This is a genomic window from Kitasatospora misakiensis (genome assembly GCF_042656005.1).
Taxonomy (GTDB): domain Bacteria; phylum Actinomycetota; class Actinomycetes; order Streptomycetales; family Streptomycetaceae; genus Kitasatospora; species Kitasatospora misakiensis.
The window spans coordinates 144,169-165,625 of record NZ_JBHSOF010000011.1 but is presented as its reverse complement, the minus strand read 5'-3'; the positions used below and the strand labels follow the sequence as shown (position 1 = coordinate 165,625).

The window sequence follows — 21,457 nt, the reverse complement described above, 5'->3', positions numbered from 1 at the left end:
CCGTCATGACCATCGACACCATCCCCCTCACCACCAACGGCAAGGTCGACCACCGCGCCCTCCCCTCCCCCGACCTGGCCGCCTTCACCAGCGAGCAGTACGTAGCCCCGCGCACCCCCGTCGAGGAACGCCTCGCCGCCGTCTGGTGCGAGGTGCTGGGCCTGTCGCAGGTCGGCGTCGAGGACAGCTTCTTCGACCTCGGCGGCGACTCCATCCGCGCCGTCCGTCTCGTCGGTGCCCTGCGCGCCGCCGGGTACGACGCGTCGATCCCCGACGTCTTCCAGCTCAAGACGATCGCCGCCCTCGCGGGCCGCCTCGCCGGCCAGGAGGCCGGAGCCGCCCTGGTCGCCGCGGTCGCGCCGTTCGCGCTGATCGGCGAGCAGGACCGGGCGAGCCTCCCGACCGGCGTGGTCGACGCCTACCCGCTGTCGCAGGTGCAGACCGGCATGCTGATCGAGATGCTGGCCGCCGGGGACGGCAACGTCTACCGGAACATCAACTCCTTCCGGATCCCCGACACCGAGGCCTTCGACGCCGCCGCCATGCGCCGCGCCGTGGACACCGTCGTGGCCCGCCACGACATCCTGCGGACCACCATGCACCTGGACGGCTTCTCCCAGCCGCTCCAACTCGTCCACGGGACCGTCGGGATCCCCCTCGCCGTTCACGACCTGCGCGGCCAGTCGGCCGAGCAGCAGGCCGAGCACAGTCGCGCCTTCGTCGCCGACGAGCACGCGACCGGCTTCGACCTGGCCGCCGGGCCGCTGCTGCGGCTCGCGGTGCACATCGAGGCGGACGACGCCTGGCGGCTCACCTTCAGCCACATCCACGCGACCACGGACGGCTGGACGGTCAACTCCCTGCTGATGGAGCTGGTCGCGGTCTACCGCGCGCTGCGCGACGGCCGCGAGCCGGCGGCGTTCGAGGCGCCGTCGGTCCGCTTCGCGGACTTCATCGCCGCCGAGCAGGCGTCGCTGGCCAGCGAGTCCGACCAGGCCTTCTGGCAGGGGGTCCTGGACGCGCACGCCCCGATGGTGCTCCCCGCCGCCTGGGCGGAGGAGGCCGAGGGCGGGCCCGCGCAGCTCAACGAGCGCGTACCGTTCGCGGATCTGGAGGACGGGCTGCGCAGGCTGGCGGCCGCCACCGGGACGGCGCTCAAGAGCGTGCTGCTCGCCGCGCACCTGAAGGTGCTGGGCGCGCTCACCACCGAGGAGGCGTTCCACACGGGCGTGGTCTACCACGGCCGTCTGGAGGCTCCGGGTGCGGACCGGGTGCTCGGCATGCACCTCAACACGCTGCCGTTCCCCGCGAGTCGGGGATCCCGTACCTGGCGTGAGCTGGTGGCGGGCGTGTACCGGCAGGAGACCGAGATCTGGTCGCACCGCCGCTACCCGCTGCCCGCCATCCAGCGGGCCGCCGGGAGCGTCCAGGCGCAGGACCTGCTGTCGACCGTCTTCGAGTGCCACGACTTCCACCAGGTGGACGCCGGCTCCGTCGACGTCGGCGCGACGCTCGGCGACGGTGCCAACGAGTTCGCCCTGGCGGTGATCGCGGCCGGCGGGCGGATCAACCTCGGGACGTCCGGCGGCGTGCTGGGCCGGGCCGCTCTGGTCCGGCTCGGGGCGATGTACCGCGCGGTGCTGGAGGCGATGGCGGCCGACCCGTTCGGCGACGCCACCGGCCCGGTCCTGCCGGAGGCGGACCGCGCGCTGCTGCTGGGGGCGTGGAACGCGCCCACCGGGCAGCCGGTGACGGCGACCGTGCACGAGCTGTTCGCCGCCGTGGCCACCGCTTCCCCGGACGCCGTGGCACTGACCAGCGGCGCGCGGCAGCTCACCTACCGGGAGCTGGACGAGCGGGCCAACCGCCTCGCCCACCACCTGGTGGCCGCCGGCGCGGGCCCCGACGTGATCGTCGGTGTCTGCCTGGAGCGGGACGAGAACCTGATCCCGACCCTGCTGGGCGTACTGAAGTCCGGAGCGGCCTACCTGCCGCTGGACCCGGTCAACCCGGCCGAGCGCCTCGCCTACATGCTCGACGACGCGCAGGCCCCGATCCTGGTCACCCACTCCGCCGTCGCCGCACCGGAGTTCGCGGGCACCCGGATCCTCCTGGACCGGGACGCGGACGCCATCGCCGCCCACCCGGCCACCGCGCCCGTCACCACGACCACCCCCGACAACCTGATCTACGTCATCTACACCTCCGGCTCCACCGGCCTGCCCAAGGGCGTCTGCCTCACCCACGCCAACGTGGCACGCCACTTCGCCGCCACCGCCGGACAGTTCGGCTTCTCCGCCGCCGACGTGGTCACCCAGTCGCACTCCTACGCCTTCGACGTCTCGGTCTGGGAGATGTGGAGCGCCCTGCTGCACGGCGGCCGCCTCGTGGTCGTCCCGCCGGCGGTCGGCCGCTCCCCGGAGGACCTGCTGGACCTGCTGGTCCGCGAGCGGGTCACCGTGCTGCTCCAGACCCCGACGGCGTTCCGCTCGCTCTCCGCCCTCGCGGCGGACGGCGACCCGCGGATCGGCCGGCTGGCGCTGCGCCTCACCGGCTTCGGCGGTGAGCGGCTGGAGCCCTCGGAGCTGCGGCCGTGGGCGGCGGCGGTCGACCTCGACCGCACCGTCCCGGTCAACCTCTACGGTCCGACCGAGACCACCATGCACTGCGCCTACCACCGCCTCGGCGCCGCCGACCTCGCGCACACCGGCCGCAGCGTCATCGGCGGCCCGCTCGCCGACCTGACGGTGCACCTGCTCGACGCGGCGGGGAACCTCGCGCCGATCGGCGTGCCCGGCGAGGTGTACGTCGGCGGCCCGGCGCTGGCCCGCGGCTACCTCAACCGGCCCGAGCTGACCGCCGAGCGCTTCGTCCCCGACCCGTACGGCCCGGCCGGCTCGCGCCTCTACCGGACCGGCGACCTCGGCCGGCGGCTCGCCGACGGCGGCATCGAGTTCCTCGGCCGCATCGACAGCCAGGTCAAGCTGCGCGGCTACCGCATCGAGCTGGGCGAGATCGAGGCGGCGCTGCGCGAGCACGCCTCGGTGCGCGACGCCGTGGTGACCGTCCAGGAGACCGCCCCCGGCGGCGCGCGGCTCGCCGCGTACCTGGTGGGCGGGCCGGCCGGTCCGGTCGCGGCGGAGGAGCTGCGCCGCCACCTCGGGGCCCGGCTGCCCGCGTACATGGTCCCGGCCTCGTTCACGGCGATCGAGCGGGTGCCGCGCACCGTCAACGGCAAGACCGACCTGCGGGCCCTGCCCGCGCCGGAGCAGGAGGCGTACGCCGCGACCCGCTTCGTGGCTCCGCGCACCCCGGTGGAGGAGCGGCTGGCGGCGGTCTGGGCCGAGGTGCTGGGCCTGCCGCGGGTCGGTGTCGAGGACAGCTTCTTCGACCTCGGCGGCGACTCGATGCGGGTGGTCGGCCTGGTCGGCGCGCTGCGGGCGGCCGGGTACGACCTGACCGTGCCGGACGTGTTCCGGCTGCGCACGGTGGCCGCGCTCGCGGCCGAGGTCGCGGGGCAGGACCTCGCGGCCGGCTCGCTGGTCGCCACGGTGGAGCCGTTCGCGCTGCTCGGCGAGCGGGACCGGGCGGCGCTCCCGGCGGACGCGGTGGACGCCTACCCGCTCACCCAGGTGCAGACCGGCATGCTGATCGAGCTGCTGACGGCCGAGGACGGGGCGCTGTACCACAGCATCAACTCGTTCCGGATCCCCGACACCCGCCCGTTCTCGGCGGACGCCCTGCGCGCCGCGCTGGATCTGGTGACGGAGCGCCACGAGGTGCTGCGCACCTCCGTCCACCTGGACGGCTTCTCGCAGCCGCTCCAGCTGGTGCGCGCCACCGCCGAGGTGCCGCTCGCGGTGCACGACCTGCGCGGCCTGGCCGACGCGGAGCGGGCGGAGCGCGCGGGCGCCTACGTGGCGGCCGAGCGGGCCGCCGGGTTCGACCTGGCGGCGGCGCCGCTGCTGCGGATCGCCGTGCACGTGGAGGGCGACGACGCCTGGCGGCTGACCGCCAGCCACCTGCACGCCGTCACCGACGGCTGGACGCTGAACTCGCTGCTGATGGAGCTGCTCGACTGCTACCGGGCGGTCCGCGACGGTGTCGCGCCGGCCGGGTACGAGCCGCCGGCCGTCCGCTACGCGGACTACGTCGCGGCCGAGCTGGCCTCCCTGGCCGACGCCGGCGACCAGGCGTTCTGGCAGCGGATCGTGGCGGAGCACAGCCCGCTGACGCTGCCCGCCGCCTGGGCGGACGAGGACGGCGGCGCCGCCGAGCGGCACGGCGCCCGGGTGCCGTACGCCGATCTGGAGGAGGGGCTGCGGCGGCTGGCCACCGGGGCCCGGACTTCGCTGAAGAGCGTGCTGCTGGCCGCGCACCTGAAGGTGCTGGGCGCGCTCACCACCGAGGAGGCGTTCCACACCGGCGTGGTCCACCACGGTCGCCTTGAGGCGCCGGGCGCGGACCGGGTGCTCGGCATGCACCTCAACACCCTGCCGTTCCCGGCCACCCGTGGGGCGCGGACCTGGCACGAGCTGGTGGAGCGGGTGTACCGGCAGGAGACCGAGGTCTGGGCGCACCGCCGCTACCCGCTGCCCGCGATCCAGCGGGCGACGGGCGGCGCGGCCGGGTCCGGTGCTGCGGGCCGGCTGATCGCGGTGCTCTTCGACCACCAGAACTTCCACCAGGTCGACACCGGGGCGGTCGACGTCGACGCCGGTCTCGGCGACGGCGCCACCGAGTTCCCGCTGACCGCGGTGGCCGGCGGCGGGTGCCTGACGCTCAACACCACCACCGCGGTGCTCGGCCGGGAGCACCTGGCCCGGCTCGCGGCGATGTACCGGGCGGTGCTGGAGGCGATGGCGGCCGACCCGTTCGGCGACGCCTCGGCGGCCTACCTGCCGGGCGGCGAGCGGGAGCGGCTGCTGGCGCTCGGCACGGCGACCGCGCACCGGCCGGTGCGCGGCACCCTGCACGAGGCGTTCGCCGCGCAGGCGGCCCGGACGCCGGACGCGGTGGCGCTGACCAGCGGAGCGCGGCAGCTCAGCTACCGGGAGCTGAACGAGCGGGCCAACCGGCTCGCCCACCGCCTGGTCGCCCTGGGCGCCGGTCCGGACGTCGTGGTCGGCGTCTCGCTGGAGCGGGACGAGGACCTCGTCCCGACCCTGCTGGGCGTGCTGAAGTCCGGTGCGGCGTACCTGCCGCTGGACCCGGCGAACCCGGTGGAGCGGCTCGGCTACATGCTGGCCGACGCCCGTTCGCCGATCCTGGTGAGCCGCGGCGAGCCGGCGGCCCGGCTGGCGGGCTCCTTCGGGGGCGCGCTGGTGCACCTGGACGAGGACGCCGCCGCGCTCGCGGCACAGCCGGTCACCGACCCGGTCACCGCGACCGGGCCGGACCACCTGAGCTGCGTGATCTACACCTCCGGCTCGACCGGCCTGCCCAAGGGCGTGACGCTGACGCACGGCAACGTGCTGCGGCTGTTCACCGCCATCCAGGAGCGGATGGGCTTCACCGCCGCCGACGTGAGCGCGCAGTCGCACTCCTACGCCTTCGACTTCTGCGTCCAGGAGATGTGGAGCGCCCTGCTGCACGGCGGCCGGCTGGTGATGGTGCCGCCGCTGGTCGGCCGCTCCCCGGAGGACCTGCTGGACCTGCTGGTCCGCGAGCGGGTCACCGTGCTCTGCCAGATCCCCTCGGCGTTCCGCGGCCTGGCCGGCCTGGCCGGCGCGGGCGACCCGCGGATCGACGAACTCGCGCTGCGCGCCGTGGTGTTCGGCGGCGAGCGGCTGGAGGTCGCGGAGCTGCGGCCGTGGGTGGACCGGGTCGGCCTGGAGCGGACGACGCTGGTGAACCAGTACGGTCCGACCGAGATCACCGTGCACTGCACGTACCACGTGCTGCGCCCGGAGGACTTCGAGCACACCTCGCGCAGCCTGCTCGGCGCGAACCTGGACGACCTGAGCATCCACCTGCTGGACGCGGACGGGCACCTGGTGCCGGTCGGCGTGCCGGGCGAGCTGTTCGTCGGCGGCCCGGGCGTGGCCCGCGGCTACCTGGACCGGCCCGCGCTGACCGCCGAGCGCTTCGTGCCGGACCCGTTCGGCCCGGCCGGTGCGCGGATGTACCGCACCGGCGACCTCGGCCGCCGGCTGGCGGACGGCAGCATCGAGTTCCTCAGCCGGGTGGACAACCAGATCAAGATCCGCGGTTACCGGGTCGAGCTGGGCGAGATCGAGGCGGCACTGCGCGAGCGCCCCGAGCTGCTGGACGCGGTGGTCGTCGTGCGGGCCACCCCGCAGGGCGAGAAGTCGCTGATCGCCTACGTGGTGGGCGACGGCCGGGACGCCGATCCGGTGCAGCTGCGCAAGCACCTCGCGGAGAGCCTGCCCGAGTACATGGTGCCGGCGGCCTTCGTGGTGCTGGACGCGCTGCCGCTGAACGCCAGTGGGAAGGTCAACTTCAGCGCGCTGCCGCAGCCGGACCTGGCGGCCTTCGGGTCCGCCTCCTTCGTCGCCCCGCGCACCCCGGTGGAGGAGCGGCTGGCGGCGGTCTGGGCCGAGGTGCTGGGGCTGGCGCGGGTCGGTGTCGAGGACAGCTTCTTCGACCTCGGCGGCGACTCGATGCGGGCGGTGCGCCTGGTCGGCGCGCTGCGGGCGGCCGGGTTCGACGTCTCGATCCCGGACGTGTTCCAGCTGCGGACGATCGCCGCGCTGGCCGCCAAGGCGGGCGGCCGGGCGGCCGGGGAGTCGCTGATCCGCGCCGTCGAGCCGTTCGCGCTGATCGACGGGCGGGACCGGGCCAAGCTGCCGGCCGACGTGGTCGACGCGTACCCGATGTCGCAGGTGCAGACCGGCATGCTGGTCGAGATGCTGGCGGCCGACTCGCCGCACGGGCGGAGCCTCTACCACAACCTCAACTCGTTCATGATCCGCGACGAGCGCCCGTTCGACGCGGCGGCGCTCCAGCGGGCGGTGGACACCGTGGTCGCCCGGCACGACATCCTGCGCACCTCGATGCACCTGGACGGCTTCGCCCGCCCGATGCAGCTGGTGCACGCCACCGCGCCGTACCCGGTGCGGACGGTGGACCTGCGCGGACTGCCGGCGGCCGAGCAGCTCACGGCGAAGCGCGGATACCTGCGCCAGGAGCAGGAGTTCCGCTTCGACCTGGCCACCGCGCCGCTGATGCGGATCTCGGCGGTGGTCGAGTCGGACGCCGCCTGGCGCCTCAACTTCACCTACAACCACGCCATTTCGGAGGGCTGGAGCTACAACTCGCTGCTGATGGAGGTGCTGGAGTGCTACCGCGCCCTGCGCGGCGGCACCGAGCCGGCGCCGTACCAGGCGCCCGCCGTGCGGTACGCGGACTTCGTCGCCGCCGAGCTGGCCTCGCTGGCCGACCAGGGTGACCAGGAGTTCTGGCAGCGCCTGGTGGACACCCACACCCCGGTGGCGATCCCGGACGGCTGGGCGCTGCCCGGCGACGCGCCGCGCGGCCACGCCGTGCAGGTGCCGTTCGAGGATCTGGAGGAGGGGCTGCGGCGGCTGGCCGGCGAGGCCCGGACGTCGATGAAGAGCGTGCTGCTGGCCGCGCACCTGAAGGTGCTGGGCATGCTGTCGGCGGAGGAGGCCTTCCACACCGGCGTCGTCTACCACGGGCGTCTTGAGGCGCCGGGCGCGGACCGGGTGCTCGGCATGCACCTCAACACCCTGCCGTTCCCGGCCACCCGGGGCGGCGCGGCGACCTGGCGCGAGCTGGTGGAGCGGGTGTACGCCCGGGAGACCGAGATCTGGGCGCACCGCCGCTACCCGCTGCCCGCCATCCAGCGGGCCGCCGGGAACACCCGGGAGCTGCTGTCCATCCTGTTCGAGTACCTGGACTTCCACCACGTCGACACCGACACGGTGGACGTCGCCGAGGGCCTGAACGACGGCGTCAACGAGTTCACCCTGAACGTCGTCCCGAACCGGGGCAAGGTCAACCTGAGCACCTCGACCGCCGTGATCGGCCCCGAGCAGCTGGCCCGGCTGGGCCGGATGTACCGGCTGGTGATGGAGGCGATGGCCGCCGACCCGGACGGGGACGCCGCCGCCTCCTACCTGCCGGAGGAGCCGGAGCCGGCCGAGGCCGGGCCGGCCGCCCCGGCGCTGACCCCGGAGCTGTTCGCGGCGCGGGCCGCGGCCACCCCGGACGCGACCGCGGTGGTCGTCGACGGCGCCGCCGTCTCCTACCGCGAGCTGGCGGAGCGGGCCGAGCGGATCGCCCGGCAGCTGGTCGCCGAGGGCGTCCGGCCGGGCGACGAGGTCGGCATCCGCGCCGCGGAGCCGCTGTCGGCCCTGTACGGCATCTGGCGGGCCGGCGCGACGTACACCGACGCGCCCGCCGCCGGCGGACCCGTGGTGACGGACGCGACGGACGTGACGGCCGCCGGACCCGACGCCCCCGCGACCACCACCACCCCGCTGCCGCGTACCGAACCGGAGCGCGCCGCCTGGGTCGTCGAGCGGGACGGCGCCCGGGTGGCGGTCGCCCACCGGGAGCTGCACGAGCTGCTGGAGGCCGGACGCGGGATCGTCGGCTCCGGCGGCCGGGCGGCCTGGCTGGTGGCCGGCGCCACCGGCGCCACCGGGCCGGCCGCGCACCTGGCGCTCACCACCGGCGCCCGGGCCGTACTTACCCCGGCAGCGGACCCGGCCGACCCGGCCGGACTGGTCGAGGCCGTCGACCGGCAGCGGATCACCCACCTGCTGGCCACCCCGGCCGGCTGGGCGGAGCTGCTGGCGGCGGGCTTCGACAACTACGCCGTCACCGCGCTGGTCGACGGCGAGCCGTCCGAGGACCTCGCCGAGGAGCTGCTCGACCGGGCGCAGCGGCTGATCTCCGTGCACGGCACGGTCGTCGAGGAGATATAGGACCCCTATAGTGCCGCTCCCGAAGATACCCGTGCATGGATTCTCTCCCAACGAAAATGGAGCTTCGCGGTCATGAGGACTGCCATCGAAGGATCCGAACGGTTCCGCGAGATTCTTGATCGTCTGGGACGGATGTCCATCGACGACTACTACAACCCGTACCGGATGTTCGAGTGGCCGGAGGAACTCCCCGCCGACCGGCTGTGGATGAGCAAGGAGCTGATCAGCCTCCACGGCACGCCGGCCTTCGACGAGCTCGACGAGGAGCAGCTGCTGAGGCTCGCCCGCTGGGAGAGCGTCAATTTCTACAGCCTCAATGTGCACGGAATCCGTGAACTGCTGATCGAGGTCGTCAACCGGGTGCACATGCCCGGATTCGAGGCGCCCTCGGAGTTCTTCCACCACTTCATCGGTGAGGAGAACGAGCACATGTGGTTCTTCGCCGAGTTCTGCCGCCGCTACGGGAAGAAGATCTACCCGTTCCCGCGGGTCAAGACCACCGTCCCGGGGGACGAGGCCACCGAGAACTTCCTGGTCTTCGCGCGGATCCTGCTGTTCGAGGAGATCGTCGACTTCTACAACGCGTACATGGCCGACGACGAGTCGCTGCCCGAGACGGTCCGCCAGGTCAACCGGATCCACCACCGCGACGAGTCCCGGCACATCGCCTTCGGCCGCGAGCTGGTCTCGCTGCTGTACGCGGAGCTGAAGAAGACCAAGGACGAGGAGGAGCTGGCCGGGGTCGAGCGCTACCTCAAGGAGTACATCCAGTTCTGCCTGCACTCCTTCTACAGCCTGCACGCCTACGAGGACGCCGGCCTGGCCGACCCGCTGGCGGTGCGCGCGGCCGTGCTGCGCGACCCGAACCGGCGCGCCTTCGAGCGCAAGATGGTGCGCAAGCCGGTCTCCTTCATGGTCAGGGCGGGGATCTTCCAGGACGCCGAGCTGCTCGCCCCGGCGGCGGTCTGACGGATGCGGACCGACACCCTGCACCCGCCGTACGGCACGGAGGGCGGGCTCGCCACGCTCGGCGCCGAGGCGACCGAGCTGGTCCGGCTGCTGGACGAGACCTTCCGGGAGTGGGCGCTGCGCGACGGCGCCCGCCCGATGACGGCGCCCGCGCTGCTCCCGGTGGCCGGCCTCGCCAAGCTCGACTTCTACCAGAACTTCCCGCAACTGGCCCTGGTGGCCAGCCGGTTGAACCTCGCCGACGGCAGCGCGAGCGCCGCCGGCGCGGCCGCCGCCGGGGCCGTCCCCGGGGCCGAGCTGGACCCGGCGGCGCTCGCGCTGCCCTCCACGGTCTGCTACGGCGTCTACCTGGGCCACGCCGGCACCGTGCTCGCGGAGAACACCGCGGTCACCCTGGTCGGCCAGTGCTTCCGCAACGAGGAGTACTACGACGGGCTGCGCCGCCTGATGTCCTTCCGGATGCGGGAGGTGGTGGCGCTCGGCACCGCGGAGTTCGCCCAGCGGAACGTCGACCACTACGCGGGCCTCACCGAGCGGTTCGCCCGCGCGATCGGCCTGCCGGTGGTCAGGGAGGCCGCGACCGACCCGTTCTTCGACCGGGAGGGCCCGCGCGCCCTGATGCAGCGGCTGATCCCGGTCAAGTACGAGTTCCTGTACGGGGGCACGTCGATCGCCTCGATCAACACCCACCGCAACTTCTTCGGCGAGCGCTGCGACATCGGCCTCGACGGGCAGGACGGGCCGGCCTTCACCAGCTGCGTCGGCTTCGGCTTCGAACGCTGGGTGCACGCGCTGGCCGACCACTTCGCCGGGGACTGGGACGCGGCGCTGACCGCCGTCGCCCGGGCGCGGGCCGATGTCGCCCAGGGGTAGTGCCGAGGTCCCCGCGGCGGGAGCCGTCCGGGTCGGCGTGGACATCGTCCGCACCGACCGCGTCCGGGACCTGCTGCGCGACCACGGTCCCGGCATCCTGACGACCATGCTGACCGCCCGCGAACTCGCGGACAGCGCCACCGCGGTGGGCCTCGACCTGCTCACCGCGAGCGGGCGGATCGCCGCCAAGGAGGCCGTCTTCAAGCTGCTGCGCGCCCGCGACATCGCGCTGCCGTGGCTGGACGTCGAGGTCAGCCGGCTGCCCGGCGGCGCCCCCCGGGCGACGCTCAGCGGCCGGATCGCCGCGCTCGCCGAGCAGGCGGGCGTGCACTCCATCGAGATCAGCATCAGCCACGACGGGGACTACGCCGTCGCCATGGCGGTCTCCGGCCCGACCCGTACGACCAGAGAGGACCGTCCGGCCCCGGACGGCACCGAGAGTGAGGAGGACACCGTGCCGACGCCCCTGCAGCGGCTGGAACAGTGGATCCTGGAGAAGAATCCGCAGTACACCGAGATCGACCCGGACCTCGACCTGATCGAGAACCGGCTGGTCGACTCGCTGGCCTTCGCCGAGTTCGTCTATCTGCTCGGCCGGCTCACCGACGTCCCGATCGACGTCCAGAACCTGGACATCGAGGACTTCCGCACGCTGCGCCGGGTCGCCGGGAAGTACTTCCTGGCCGCCGTCGACTGAGCGGGGGGCGAGATGCGCTACGCGGAGGACTTCACCCCCGGCGACACCTTCGACCTCGGCACCGTCGAGGTCACCGCGGAGCGGCTGCTGGCGTTCGCGGCCGACTTCGACCCGCAGGCGTTCCACCTCGACGAGGCGCTCGGCCACGAGCTCGGCTTCGGCGGGCTGATCGCCAGCGGCTGGCACACCGCGGCGATGTTCCAGCGCCTCTACGTCGACGGCCTGCTGAGCGGGGCGGCGGTCGCCGCCTCGCCGGGCGTCGACGAGCTGCGCTGGCTCAGCCCGGTGCGGCCGGGCGACGTGCTGCGCGGCACGGCGACCGTGGTCGGCGAGCCGGGCCTCTCGCTCAGCCGCCCCGACTGCTCCCTGCTGCGGCACCGGTGCGAACTCACCGATGCCGCGGGCCGTCCGGTGTTCCGGATGACCCTGCACGTGCTGTTCCGCAAGCGGCCCCGCGAGGAGGCGACGGCATGACGCGCGCCGACCCGACCGACACGACCGACGGGACCACCGAGGCAGGGCCGCGGATGACCGAACCGGTCACCGCGGGCCCCGCCGGCCTCCCGGACGACGGCCCCGTCCTGGACCGCCACCCCGGCCTGCGCTACTTCCGGGCCCGGCTCGGCGGCACCACCCTGCTGGACGTCCCGGCACCCGCCGGCGGCGCCCGGATCGCGGCCAAGTGCGAGTTCGAGAACCCCACCGGCTCGGTCAAGGACCGGGTGGCGTACGCGCTGCTCTGCCGCGCCGTGCTGGAGCACGAGGGCCCGGAGCCGCTGAAGCTGCTGGACTACTCCGGCGGCAGCCTGGTCCGCTCCTTCGGGCAGCTCGGCCGGATCACCGGCATCCCGATGCGGTTCGCCGTGCCGAGCACCATCCCGGAGAGCTGGCTGCGGCAGATCACCGCCAGCGGCGTCCGGGTCGACCCCGTCCCGGTGGAGCGCGGCATCGCCGGCATCATCGACCGGGCCTTCGCCGTCAAGGCCGAGGACCCGTCCTGGACGCTGCTGCACCAGATGCGCAACAAGGCCAACGTGGCCGTCCACGAGTGGACCACCGGCCGGGAGATCCTCGCCCAGCTGGACGGCCGGCGGCCCACCCACTGGGTGGCGGCGATCGGCACCGGCGGCACCCTCACCGGGGTGGCCCGGGCGCTGCGCCGGGAGTTCCCCGAGCTGGTGGTGGTCGGCAACACCCCGGACGAGATGCCCTACGGCACCGACGGCCCGCCCAACGGGCTGACCAAGTTCGCCGGCTCCGGCGGCCTCGGCCACGGGGTGCGGCAGCCCTTCGTGGCGGGCCTGGCCGCCGACGCGCGGCACCGCTCCGTCGAGTACGGCGGGGCGCTGGACGCGATGGTCCGCTTCGAGGCCCTCACCGGGCTGCGGATCGGCACCTCGGCCGCCGCCAACTGGCAGGTGGCCTGGGAGACGGCGGCCTCGCTCGGCCCCGACGACCTGGTGGTGACGGTGTTCCCGGACGCCGGCGCCGCCGAGGAGTGGGAGCGGGCGTATGCCAGGGCGGCGTCCTGAGCGGCTCCTGGCACGGGCGGTCGCGACCGCCCGGGAGGACCTGGGCGTGATCGTCGCCCGGGACCCGTCGGTGCGGCGGCGCCGGGAGGCGCTGCTGCACCCGGCGCTGCCCGCGCTCTGGACGTACCGGCTCGCGCACGGACTCCACCTGCGCGGGCGCCGGCTGGCCGCCCGGCTGGTCGGCAACCTGGGCCGGCTGGCCTCCGGCGGGGTGGAGATCCACCCCGGCGCGACGCTCGGCCGGCGGGTCTTCATCGACCACGGCGCGGGTGTGGTGATCGGCGAGATGGCGGTGGTCGGCGACGACGTCACCATCTACCACCAGGTCACCCTCGGCGCGGTGGGCTGGTGGCGCGACAACGACCGGGCGCCCGGCGCCCGGCGGCACCCCGCGGTCGGCGACCGGGTGGTGCTCGGCGCCGGGGCGACCGTGCTCGGCCCGGTCCGGATCGGCGACGACGCGCTGATCGGCGCCGGGTCGCTGGTCACCGAGGACGTCCCCGCCGGGGCCCGGGTGACCGCGCCGGCCGGCGTGGTCACCGTCCGCCGCCCGGCACCGACCGTCATTCCCGAGGAGAGCATTGAGTACGCCGCAGAGCGCTGACGACCGGCTGGGCCGCGGCCTGGCCGAACTGGCCCGGATCACCGGCGGGCACACCCCGCACCTCGACGCGGTGGACGGCATCGCGCCGGACCTCGCCCGGTACGCGGTCGAGTTCGCCTTCGGCGACATCTACGCCCGGGGCGGGCTGACCACGCCCGAGCGCCAGCTGATCACCCTCGGCGTGCTGGCCGCGCTCGGCGACGCCGAACCGCAGCTGGCCGCCCACGTCCGGGCCGCCTTCACCGTCGGCCTGACGGTGGAGCAGGTCGTCGAGGCGGTGATGCACATCGTCCCCTTCGCGGGCTTCCCCCGCGCCCTCAACGCCATGACGGTCGTCGAACGGATCGTCGCCGAAACGGCCACCGCCTGAAGTACCTCTAGTGGATCAGGATCCCGCCGCCGCCCGTACGGACCGTGACCGTACGGGCGGCGTTGCGGTCGATCGGCAGGTTGACCTGCGGCGGGGTGGTGCCGGCGGAGCTGCGGGCGTCGATCGAGTACTCGGCGCTGCCGGGCACCGTGAGGTCGGCGCCGCCGTCGCCGGTGGTGATCTCCACACTGGTCGGGGGAGCGGCGAAGGCGGCCCGGACGGTGCCCTGCCCGGTGGTGATCCGGGCACTGGGCGAGCGGCTGTCGGTCACCGTCACGCTGCCCGACTCGCTGCGCAGCACCAGCGGCCCGGCCGAGCCGGTGACCCGGATCAGCCCGCTGCGGCTGCTCAGGTCCAGCGGCCCGCCGAGTCCGCTCGCGGCGATCTCGCCGCCGGCCGACTCGACCGTGGCGGCCAGCCCGGCCGGCACGGTGACCCGCAGCTGCAGGGAGCACTCGGCCCCGCACGCCGCCCGGACGGTCACCTCGCCGCCGGCGGTGGAGAGCGCGACGGCGGGCGCCGTCCCCAGATAGCTGCCGGTCGCCGAGACCCGCACCACCGCGTCGTCCCCCGGCGTCAGGGTGATCCCGGCGCTGCCGGCCTCGATCCGCAGGCGGGTGCTGTCGGCGGCGTCGGCGCGCAGCGTCTCGGTGTAGCCGCGCTCGGCGGAGAGCAGCGCGACGATCCCCCAGCAGGCGGCGGCGACGGAGAGCGCCAGCACGGCCAGCCCGGCGGTGACGATCCACCGCGACCGGGCGGACGGCGGGCGGGGCGGGGTACGGATCTCAGGCTCCCAGGTAGCGCAGGACGGCCAGCACCCGGCGGTGCCCGCCGTCCACCTTCGGCAGGTCGAGCTTGGTGAAGATGCTGTTGATGTGCTTGCCGACGGCGCTCATGCTGATGGTCAGGCCCTCGGCGATGTCGGTGTTCGAGGCGCCCTCGGCCATCAGCTTGAGGACGTCCAGCTCGCGGGCGCTCAGCGCGGCCAGCGGGTCGCGCCGGCCGCCGCGGGCCAGCAGCTGCTTGACCACCTCGGGGTCGAGCACGGTCTCGCCGGCGCCGACCCGCTCCAGGGCCGCGACGAAGTCGTCGACGTCGTCGACCCGGTCCTTGAGCAGGTAGCCGATGCCGCCACCGCCGGTGCCGACCAGCTCGACGGCGTACCGCTCCTCGACGTACTGGGAGAGCACCAGCACGCCGGTCCCGGGCCACTCGGCGCGGATCGCCAGGGCGGCGCGCAGGCCCTCGTCCACGAAGGTCGGCGGCATCCGGACGTCGGTGACCACGACGTCGGGGCGGTGCTCGGCGACGGCGCCCAGCAGGGCCGCGCCGTCGGCGACGGCGGCGACCACCTGGAGGCCGGCCTCGGTGAGCAGCAGCGCGATGCCCTGCCGCAGCAGGGTGGAGTCCTCGGCGATCACTACCCGCATTGCACATCCACTTCGATCAGGGTCGGTCCGCCCACCGGGCTGGTCACCCGCAGCCGGCCGTCCACGGCGGCGACCCGCCCGGCCAGTCCGGAGAGCCCGCTGCCCCCGGCGGGGTCGGCGCCGCCGCGGCCGTCGTCGCCGATGGTAACGGTGAGCCGGTCGCCGGCCCGGTGGATCTCCACCCAGGCGGCGCGGGCCCCGGCGTGCTTGGCGACGTTGGTCAGCGCCTCGCTGACCACGAAGTACGCGACCGCCTCGACGGCCGCCGGCGGGCGCGGCTCGGCCCGGACGTCCAGCCGGACGGGCACCGGGCAGCGGGCGGCGACGGCGGAGAGCGCGGCCTCCAGGCCCCGGTCGGTGAGCACCGGCGGGTGCAGGCCGCGGGCCAGGTCGCGCAGTTCGGCGATGGCCGCGCGCGCGTCGGCGCGGGCCTGTTCGACGATCTGCCGGGTGTCGTCGTCGCCGCTCTTCCGCAGCCGGGAGACGGCCCGGCCGAGCGTCATCGAGACGGCCACCAGGCGCTGCTGGGCGCCGTCGTGCAGATCGCGTTCGATCCGGCGGCGCTCCTCCTCGACGGCGCGCACCAGCTGCGCCCGGCTCTCGGTCAGCTCCTCGACCCGGCGGGTGAGTTGCTGGTCCCGGGGCGGGGCGAGCAGGGCCTGGCCGAGGGCGGCGTCCAGGGCGCGCAGCCCGCGCACCAGGAGCGGCGAGAGGAAGACCCCGGCGAGCAGGGCGGCGAGGGCGACGAGCAGGGCGGTGCCGGTGCCGTCGACGGTCAGCGGACCGAGCACGGCGTGCCCGTCGGGCAGCCGGGACCAGTACCCGGGGAGGGCGACCAGGGTGAGCGGGACGGCCCAGGCGAGGACCACGCCGCCGTTGGTGAGGACGGCGAGCGGCAGCAGGGCGAGGAAGTAGCCGGCCTGCCGGCGGGCGCCGCGGTGGGTGGCGAGGGCCCGGGCCGAGCGCAGCGGTGCGGCGGCGGAGAGCTCCGGGGGCGGCGGCGCGGGGAGGTCGGGGCCGCCGGTGGCGGCGTGCCGGGCGCGTTCGGCGGCGGCGAGGAGGCGCAGGGCCCGGCCGGCCAGGAGCAGCACCGGCAGTCCGGTCAGCGCGACGGGCAGCAGGCAGATCCCGAGCACCAGGGCCAGCAGGACGAGGAGTCCGGCCAGCGCGGCCAGGCCGTCGGTGGCCAGGTGGGCGCAGGCGCGAAACAGGTCCGCTCGGGCCGGTGCGCGGTACGGCCGCCGGGGCCGTCGCGCGGTACCGCTCGCCGCCGTCACCCGGATCCCCTCCCGAACCGCTCCCCGGGCTCTCGCCCGGGCCGTTCCCGGACCGTCGTCCGGGCCGGGTGTCGCTCCCCCGGCATCTCGGACTCTACGGCCTTTCCGCAGGTCAGTCCCAGCCGTTGTTCATGGCGAGGGCGATGGTGCCGCCCTGGGCGTCGACGGTGGCGGTGAGGCCCAGGCCGTGGGTGACGGTGGCGCCGGCGTGGGTGGCCGCGGTGACGGCGGCGGGCCCGGCGAGCACGGCGGCGGCGAGCAGGGCGCCGGCGGCGGGGGAGAGGCGGCGGGCGAGGAAGGCGATGCTGTTCACGGTGGAACCCCCAGTGTCGGTGCATCGGCGTCGGCGATGACCAGATCCATTGTGTTTCGACGGCTTCGCGCGCTTTTGGCGCGGTTCCTGCCGTCTGGAAACGATCCTCACACGGAGTATGACCGGGTGTCAGCAGATCGCGGGGCCATGGTGCTGCCATGGCAGGGTGCTGCCACGACCGCCGCCCGGGGGTCAGTCCGACATGGCCACCAGGACCCGGCGGGCGCCGGTGAACGGGCGCCGTCCGTGTGCGACCAGAAGGTTGTCGATCAGCAGGACGTCGCCCTGCCGCCAGTCCACGTCGACCGCCGCGGCGAGGCCCCGGTCGCGGACCTGGACGACGTCCTCGGCCGGGATCGGCGAGCCGTCGGCGAAGGCCACCGACTGCGGGAGCTGGTCCGCCGGGAGCAGCTTGGCCAGGGCGGCGGCGGTCTCGTCGCCGAGCGCGGCCGGGTGCCACTGGTCGGACTGGTTGAACCACACCTCGGCCCCGGTGCGCGGGTGGCGGACGGTGGCCGGCCGGTGCTGGGTGACCCGCAGGCCGCCGTCCCGGCGCCACTCGGCCTCGGCGCCCGCGGCGGCGAGGAAGGCGTCCACCCGCTCGCGGTCGTCGGTCTCGAAGGTGTCCTGCCAGCTCTTGCCGAGGCCGAGGCCGCCGTGCAGGTTCTGGGTGTACCGGACGCCGCCGGCGAAGCGCTCGCGCACCGCGTCGTCCAGCGAGGCCAGCCAGAGCGCCGCGTCGACCACCGGGGTGGCGCCGCCGGTGGCCGCCGCGGTGACGCAGCAGAACGCCAGCCGGGCGGGCCAACTGTGCGCGTAGGAGAGCTCGTTGTGCATCGAGATGGTGAACTCGGCCGGGTACTCGGTGGAGGTGTAGACGTTCCGGCCGACCTTGGTGCGCGGGGAGTTGCCGTGCACATAGGCGAGCCGGTTGGGCAGCAGCCGGTCCAGCACCGCGTCGACCCGCTCCTCGGTCACGCCGAAGCCGCGGAACACCAGCGCCTTCTCCCGGTCGAGCAGCGCCTCCAGGTCCGCCTCGGCGTCGAGCCGGGACAGCAGCCCCGCGACGCCCGCCGCACCGGCCTCCGGGTAGATCTCGTACGGCTTCCAGGCTTCGCCCGCACCCATCGTCGAGGGCCCCTTCGCATCGCTCGGTGCCACCCGGTCCGGTGGCCGCCGGACAGGATCGCCGCCGGACCTATACCGGACCGATATTCGGCCGGCCGCCGGGCGGTCGGGGCCGTAGAGGGCCGTACAGGGCCGTATAGGGACGGGATAGGCGCCCTGGCCAGACTCCGGACATGACCGACCTGATCGCCCCCGGGGCGACCGACGCCGACGGCCGACCCGACCCCCGCCCCGACCCGGGCGCCGACCCGGGCGCCGATCAACCGCTGCGCAGGAACAAGGACTTCCTCCGACTCTGGATCGGCGCGGGCCTCTCCCGCTTCGGCTCCACCGTCAGCATGGTCGCCTACCCCATGCTGGTGCTCTGGCAGACCGGTTCGGCGACCGCCACCGGCGCGGTCGGCTTCGCCGCGACCCTGCCCGACCTGCTGGTCCAGCTGCCGGCCGGGGCACTGGTCGACCGCTGGGACCGCCGCCGGGTGATGCTCTGGTGCGACGCCGCGCGGCTGCTCGCCTTCGCGGCGGTGGCGGTGGCGGCGGCGGCCTGGCACGGCGCGGTCTGGCTGCCGCTGGTGCTGGCCGCGGCCTTCGTCGAGGGCACCCTGGGCATCCTGTACGGGACCGCCGAGCAGGCGGCCGTGCGCAGCGTCGTCCCGGTCGGCCAGCTGCCCGCGGCGCTGTCGCAGAACCAGGCCCGCGGCGCGGCCGTCGGCCTGCTCGGCCACCCGTTCAGCGGCCTGGTGTTCACCCTGGTCCGCTGGCTGCCGTTCGCCCTGACGGCGGTGCTGAACGCGGTCGCCGTGGTCTGCCTGCTGCTGATCCGCCGGGATCTGCGCCCGGCCAGGACGGAGCCGCCGAAGCGGCTGCACGTGGACATCAAGGACGGCTTGGTCTGGCTCTGGCGCCGCCGCTTCCTGCGGATCATGACGGGCGTCTTCGCGGGCAGCAACCTGGTCTTCCAGGTGCTGGGCCTGACCCTGATGGTGGTGGTCAAGGAGAGCGGCGGGAGCCCGACGGTGCTGGGCGTGGTGTCGGCGGTCGGCGGGACGGGCGCGCTGCTGGGCGCGCTGGCCGCGGGCTGGTGGTCGGCGCGGTTCAGCCTGTACGTCACGGCGGTGCTGGGCCACCTGGTCTGGCTGGTGCTGATGCCGCTGCTCGCCGTCCAGCACGACGCGGTGGTGATCGCGGCGGTGGCGGCGGTGGTGATGTTCGTGGCGAGCGTCTTCACCGTCTCCGGCAACGTCTATATGGCGCGGACCACGCCGGACGAGCTGCAGGGCCGGGTGATGGGCACCTCGGCCTTCCTGACCTCGGGGGCGAACGCGCTCGGCTCGCTGCTCGGCGGCTACGCGCTGGCCCACGCCGGCCCGGCGTGGACGGGGCTGGGCATCGGCGCGGTGGTGCTGCTGCTGACCCTGACGGTGGCGCTGAGCCCGACCGTCAGGGCGGAGACCCGCGGCTAAAGTCCCCGCCCTGACGGCTGATCAGCCCGTCGGGCGGAGGTTGACCACGGCCCGGGCGATGCCGCGCCACGGGTCCGGGTAGTCGCGCCGCGGGTCGTCGCCGAGGCCGGCGGTGAGCAGCAGGACGAGGTCGGGCAGCCGGTAGGCGGGGCCGCCGGGCCGCGCGGGATCGGCGGCGGCCTCCAGCAGCCGGGCGTCGACCAGCTCCTCCAGGGCCCGTTCGGCGGCGGCCTCGGGCACCCGGAGCAGCCGGGCGGCGGCCTCGGCGGGGAAGGCGCCGGTGCCGAAGGCGGCCAGCGCGGGCAGCGCCAGCCGGGCCCGCTCCTCGACGTCCACCAGCGAGCGCAGCAGGCTGTCGCGGACCCGCAGCTCGCCGAAGTTCAGCTCGTCGAGCCGGGTGGCGGGGTCGGCCAGCCGGGCGGCGAGCCGGGCGGCGGACCACTGCGGCCGGGCGGCCAGCCGGACCCCGGCGATCCGGACGGCCAGCGGCAGTCCGGCGCAGGCGGCGGCGATCTCCCGGGCGGCCCGCGGGTCGGCCGCGATCCGCTCCCCGGCGACGGCGGCGAGCAGGGCCGTCGACTCGTCCGCGGTGAACGGGGCGAGCACGGTGGTGTCCCGGGCCGAGGCGCCGGCCAGGTGGCGGCGGCTGGTCACGATCACGGCCGCCTCGGGGCCGGTGGGCATCAGCGCGGTGAGCCGGCCGGTGCCGGGCGCGTTGTCCAGCACGACGAGCAGCCGGCGGCCGGCGCTGTGGGTGCGGTAGAGCCGGGTGAGTTCGTCGAGGCCGAGGCCGTGGCCGGCCGGTTCGACGCCGAGCGCCCGCAGGAAGCAGGTCAGCACCTCGGCCGGGTCCTTGGCCCGGCCGCCCTCGCCGTCGCCGAGGTCGGCGTACAGCTGGCCGTCGGGGAAGCGCTCGCGCAGTCGGTGCGCGGCGTGCACGGCGAGCGCGGACTTGCCGATGCCGGCGGTGCCGGTGAGGAAGGCGCGCCGCGGCCGGGCGATCGGGTGCGGCTCCACCAGCCCGAGCAGCTGGTCGAGTTCGGCCCGCCGGCCGGTGAAGTCGGGCAGGTCCGGGGGCAGCATGGCGGGGGCGGCGGGCCGCAGGGTGACCGGTTCGGGCGCCGGGGCGGGGGCGTGCCGCGCGAGGCTGCCGTCCAGGACGCCCTGGTGGACGCCGGCGAGTGCCTCGCCGGGGTCGACGCCGAGCTCCTCGGCGAGGATCCGGCGCCCGGCGTGGAAGACGGCGAGCGCGTCGGACTGCCGGCCGCAGCGGTAGAGCGCCGTCATCAGCTGGCCCCTGGTCCGCTCGCGCATCGGGTGCTCGGCGGTCAGGCTGGTCAGGTCGGGCACCAGCCGGTGGTGCCGGCCGAGGGCCAGCTCGGCCTCGAACCAGTCCTCCAGGGCGGCGAGGTGCAGCTCCTCCAGACGGGGCCGCTCGACGTCGGCGAGGTGCTCGGTGACGTTGGTCAGCGCCGGGCCGCGCACCAGGTCGAGTGCGGCGCGCAGTTCGCGCGCGGCCTCGGCCCACCGCCGGCCGGCCAGGGCGGTCCGGCCGAGCCCGGCGGAGCGCTCGAACTCGGCGAGGTCGAGCCCGGCCCGGTCGGCGCGCAGCTGGTAGCCGCGCGGGCGCCGGACCAGTTCGACGTCGGGGCCGAGCCGCTTGCGGAGCCGTGAGACATAGGTGTAGATCTGCGCGCTCATCGTGGTCGGCGGGTCCCACGCCCACAGCATGCTGCTCAGCCGGTCGTCCGAGACGGTCTGCCCCTCGGCCAGGATCAGCGTGGCGAGCACGGTGTGCACCTTCGTGCCGGGAAGTTCGACGATCCCGCCCTCGTCGTCGCGGACCTCCACCGGACCAAGGACACCGAGGTGCATGTCTCCCCCTG

General features: G+C 74.9%; 15 protein-coding genes. 9 read left to right on the top strand and 6 right to left on the bottom strand.

The genetic code is table 11. From position 1 onward, the window contains the following. The 8 genes from ACFP3U_RS12040 to ACFP3U_RS12005 form a co-directional block, all read left to right on the top strand. The coding region (locus ACFP3U_RS12040; RefSeq protein WP_380225381.1) for an amino acid adenylation domain-containing protein at positions 1-8,915 on the top strand (8,915 nt) is incomplete at its 5' end. Positions 8,916-8,987: 72 nt separating this feature from the next. Further along, positions 8,988-9,884: a diiron oxygenase gene (locus tag ACFP3U_RS12035; RefSeq protein ID WP_380225380.1), complete on the top strand. Its 897-nt coding sequence runs from the start codon at positions 8,988-8,990 to the stop codon at positions 9,882-9,884. Between the two features lie 3 nt (positions 9,885-9,887). Next, entirely contained in the window at positions 9,888-10,757 is an 870-nt protein-coding gene (locus tag ACFP3U_RS12030) for a class-II aminoacyl-tRNA synthetase family protein (protein ID WP_380225379.1), read from the top strand. Beyond that, positions 10,741-11,454 carry a holo-ACP synthase gene (locus ACFP3U_RS12025; RefSeq protein ID WP_380225378.1) on the top strand — a complete coding sequence of 238 codons (714 nt, stop codon included), beginning with the start codon at positions 10,741-10,743 and terminating at the stop codon, positions 11,452-11,454. Before ACFP3U_RS12030 ends, ACFP3U_RS12025 begins: the two co-directional genes overlap by 17 nt. A 12-nt stretch (positions 11,455-11,466) precedes the next feature. Further along, a complete protein-coding gene (locus tag ACFP3U_RS12020; RefSeq protein ID WP_380225377.1) occupies positions 11,467-11,928 on the top strand; it encodes a MaoC family dehydratase in 462 nt (153 codons plus the stop codon). Further along, positions 11,925-12,986 carry a pyridoxal-phosphate dependent enzyme gene (locus ACFP3U_RS12015; protein ID WP_380225376.1) on the top strand — a complete coding sequence of 354 codons (1,062 nt, stop codon included), beginning with the start codon at positions 11,925-11,927 and terminating at the stop codon, positions 12,984-12,986. Before ACFP3U_RS12020 ends, ACFP3U_RS12015 begins: the two co-directional genes overlap by 4 nt. Continuing rightward, positions 12,967-13,590 carry a serine O-acetyltransferase EpsC gene (epsC, locus tag ACFP3U_RS12010; RefSeq protein ID WP_380225375.1) on the top strand — a complete coding sequence of 208 codons (624 nt, stop codon included), beginning with the start codon at positions 12,967-12,969 and terminating at the stop codon, positions 13,588-13,590. The genes ACFP3U_RS12015 and epsC overlap by 20 nt, the downstream gene beginning before the upstream one ends. Next, positions 13,568-13,960, top strand: a complete 393-nt coding sequence (locus ACFP3U_RS12005) for a carboxymuconolactone decarboxylase family protein (RefSeq protein ID WP_380225374.1) — start codon at positions 13,568-13,570, stop codon at positions 13,958-13,960. Before epsC ends, ACFP3U_RS12005 begins: the two co-directional genes overlap by 23 nt. A gap of 7 nt (positions 13,961-13,967) precedes the next feature. Here ACFP3U_RS12005 and ACFP3U_RS12000 read toward each other — a convergent pair whose 3' ends face one another. From ACFP3U_RS12000 to ACFP3U_RS11980, 5 genes are all read right to left on the bottom strand, one after another. Further along, the gene (locus ACFP3U_RS12000) at positions 13,968-14,681 is read right to left on the bottom strand and encodes a DUF4097 family beta strand repeat-containing protein (protein WP_380225373.1); all 714 of its coding nucleotides are present in this window, start codon (positions 14,679-14,681) and stop codon (positions 13,968-13,970) included. Positions 14,682-14,745: 64 nt separating this feature from the next. Further along, entirely contained in the window at positions 14,746-15,390 is a 645-nt protein-coding gene (locus ACFP3U_RS11995; RefSeq protein WP_380225372.1) for a response regulator, read from the bottom strand. Next, entirely contained in the window at positions 15,381-16,667 is a 1,287-nt protein-coding gene (locus ACFP3U_RS11990; protein WP_380225371.1) for a sensor histidine kinase, read from the bottom strand. Before ACFP3U_RS11990 ends, ACFP3U_RS11995 begins: the two co-directional genes overlap by 10 nt. Before the next feature lie 112 nt (positions 16,668-16,779). Beyond that, complete coding sequence (locus ACFP3U_RS11985; protein ID WP_380225370.1) at positions 16,780-16,980, bottom strand: hypothetical protein; 201 nt, start codon at positions 16,978-16,980, stop codon at positions 16,780-16,782. 192 nt (positions 16,981-17,172) lie between these two features. Beyond that, complete coding sequence (locus tag ACFP3U_RS11980) at positions 17,173-18,108, bottom strand: TauD/TfdA family dioxygenase (RefSeq protein ID WP_380225369.1); 936 nt, start codon at positions 18,106-18,108, stop codon at positions 17,173-17,175. A gap of 173 nt (positions 18,109-18,281) precedes the next feature. Here ACFP3U_RS11980 and ACFP3U_RS11975 point away from each other — a divergent pair, with 173 nt between their 5' ends. Continuing rightward, complete coding sequence (locus ACFP3U_RS11975) at positions 18,282-19,571, top strand: MFS transporter (RefSeq protein ID WP_380225368.1); 1,290 nt, start codon at positions 18,282-18,284, stop codon at positions 19,569-19,571. 21 nt (positions 19,572-19,592) lie between these two features. Here the strand turns inward: ACFP3U_RS11975 and ACFP3U_RS11970 are convergent, their stop codons facing one another. Beyond that, positions 19,593-21,446: an AfsR/SARP family transcriptional regulator gene (locus ACFP3U_RS11970; RefSeq protein ID WP_380225367.1), complete on the bottom strand. Its 1,854-nt coding sequence runs from the start codon at positions 21,444-21,446 to the stop codon at positions 19,593-19,595. Positions 21,447-21,457: the final 11 nt, after the last annotated feature.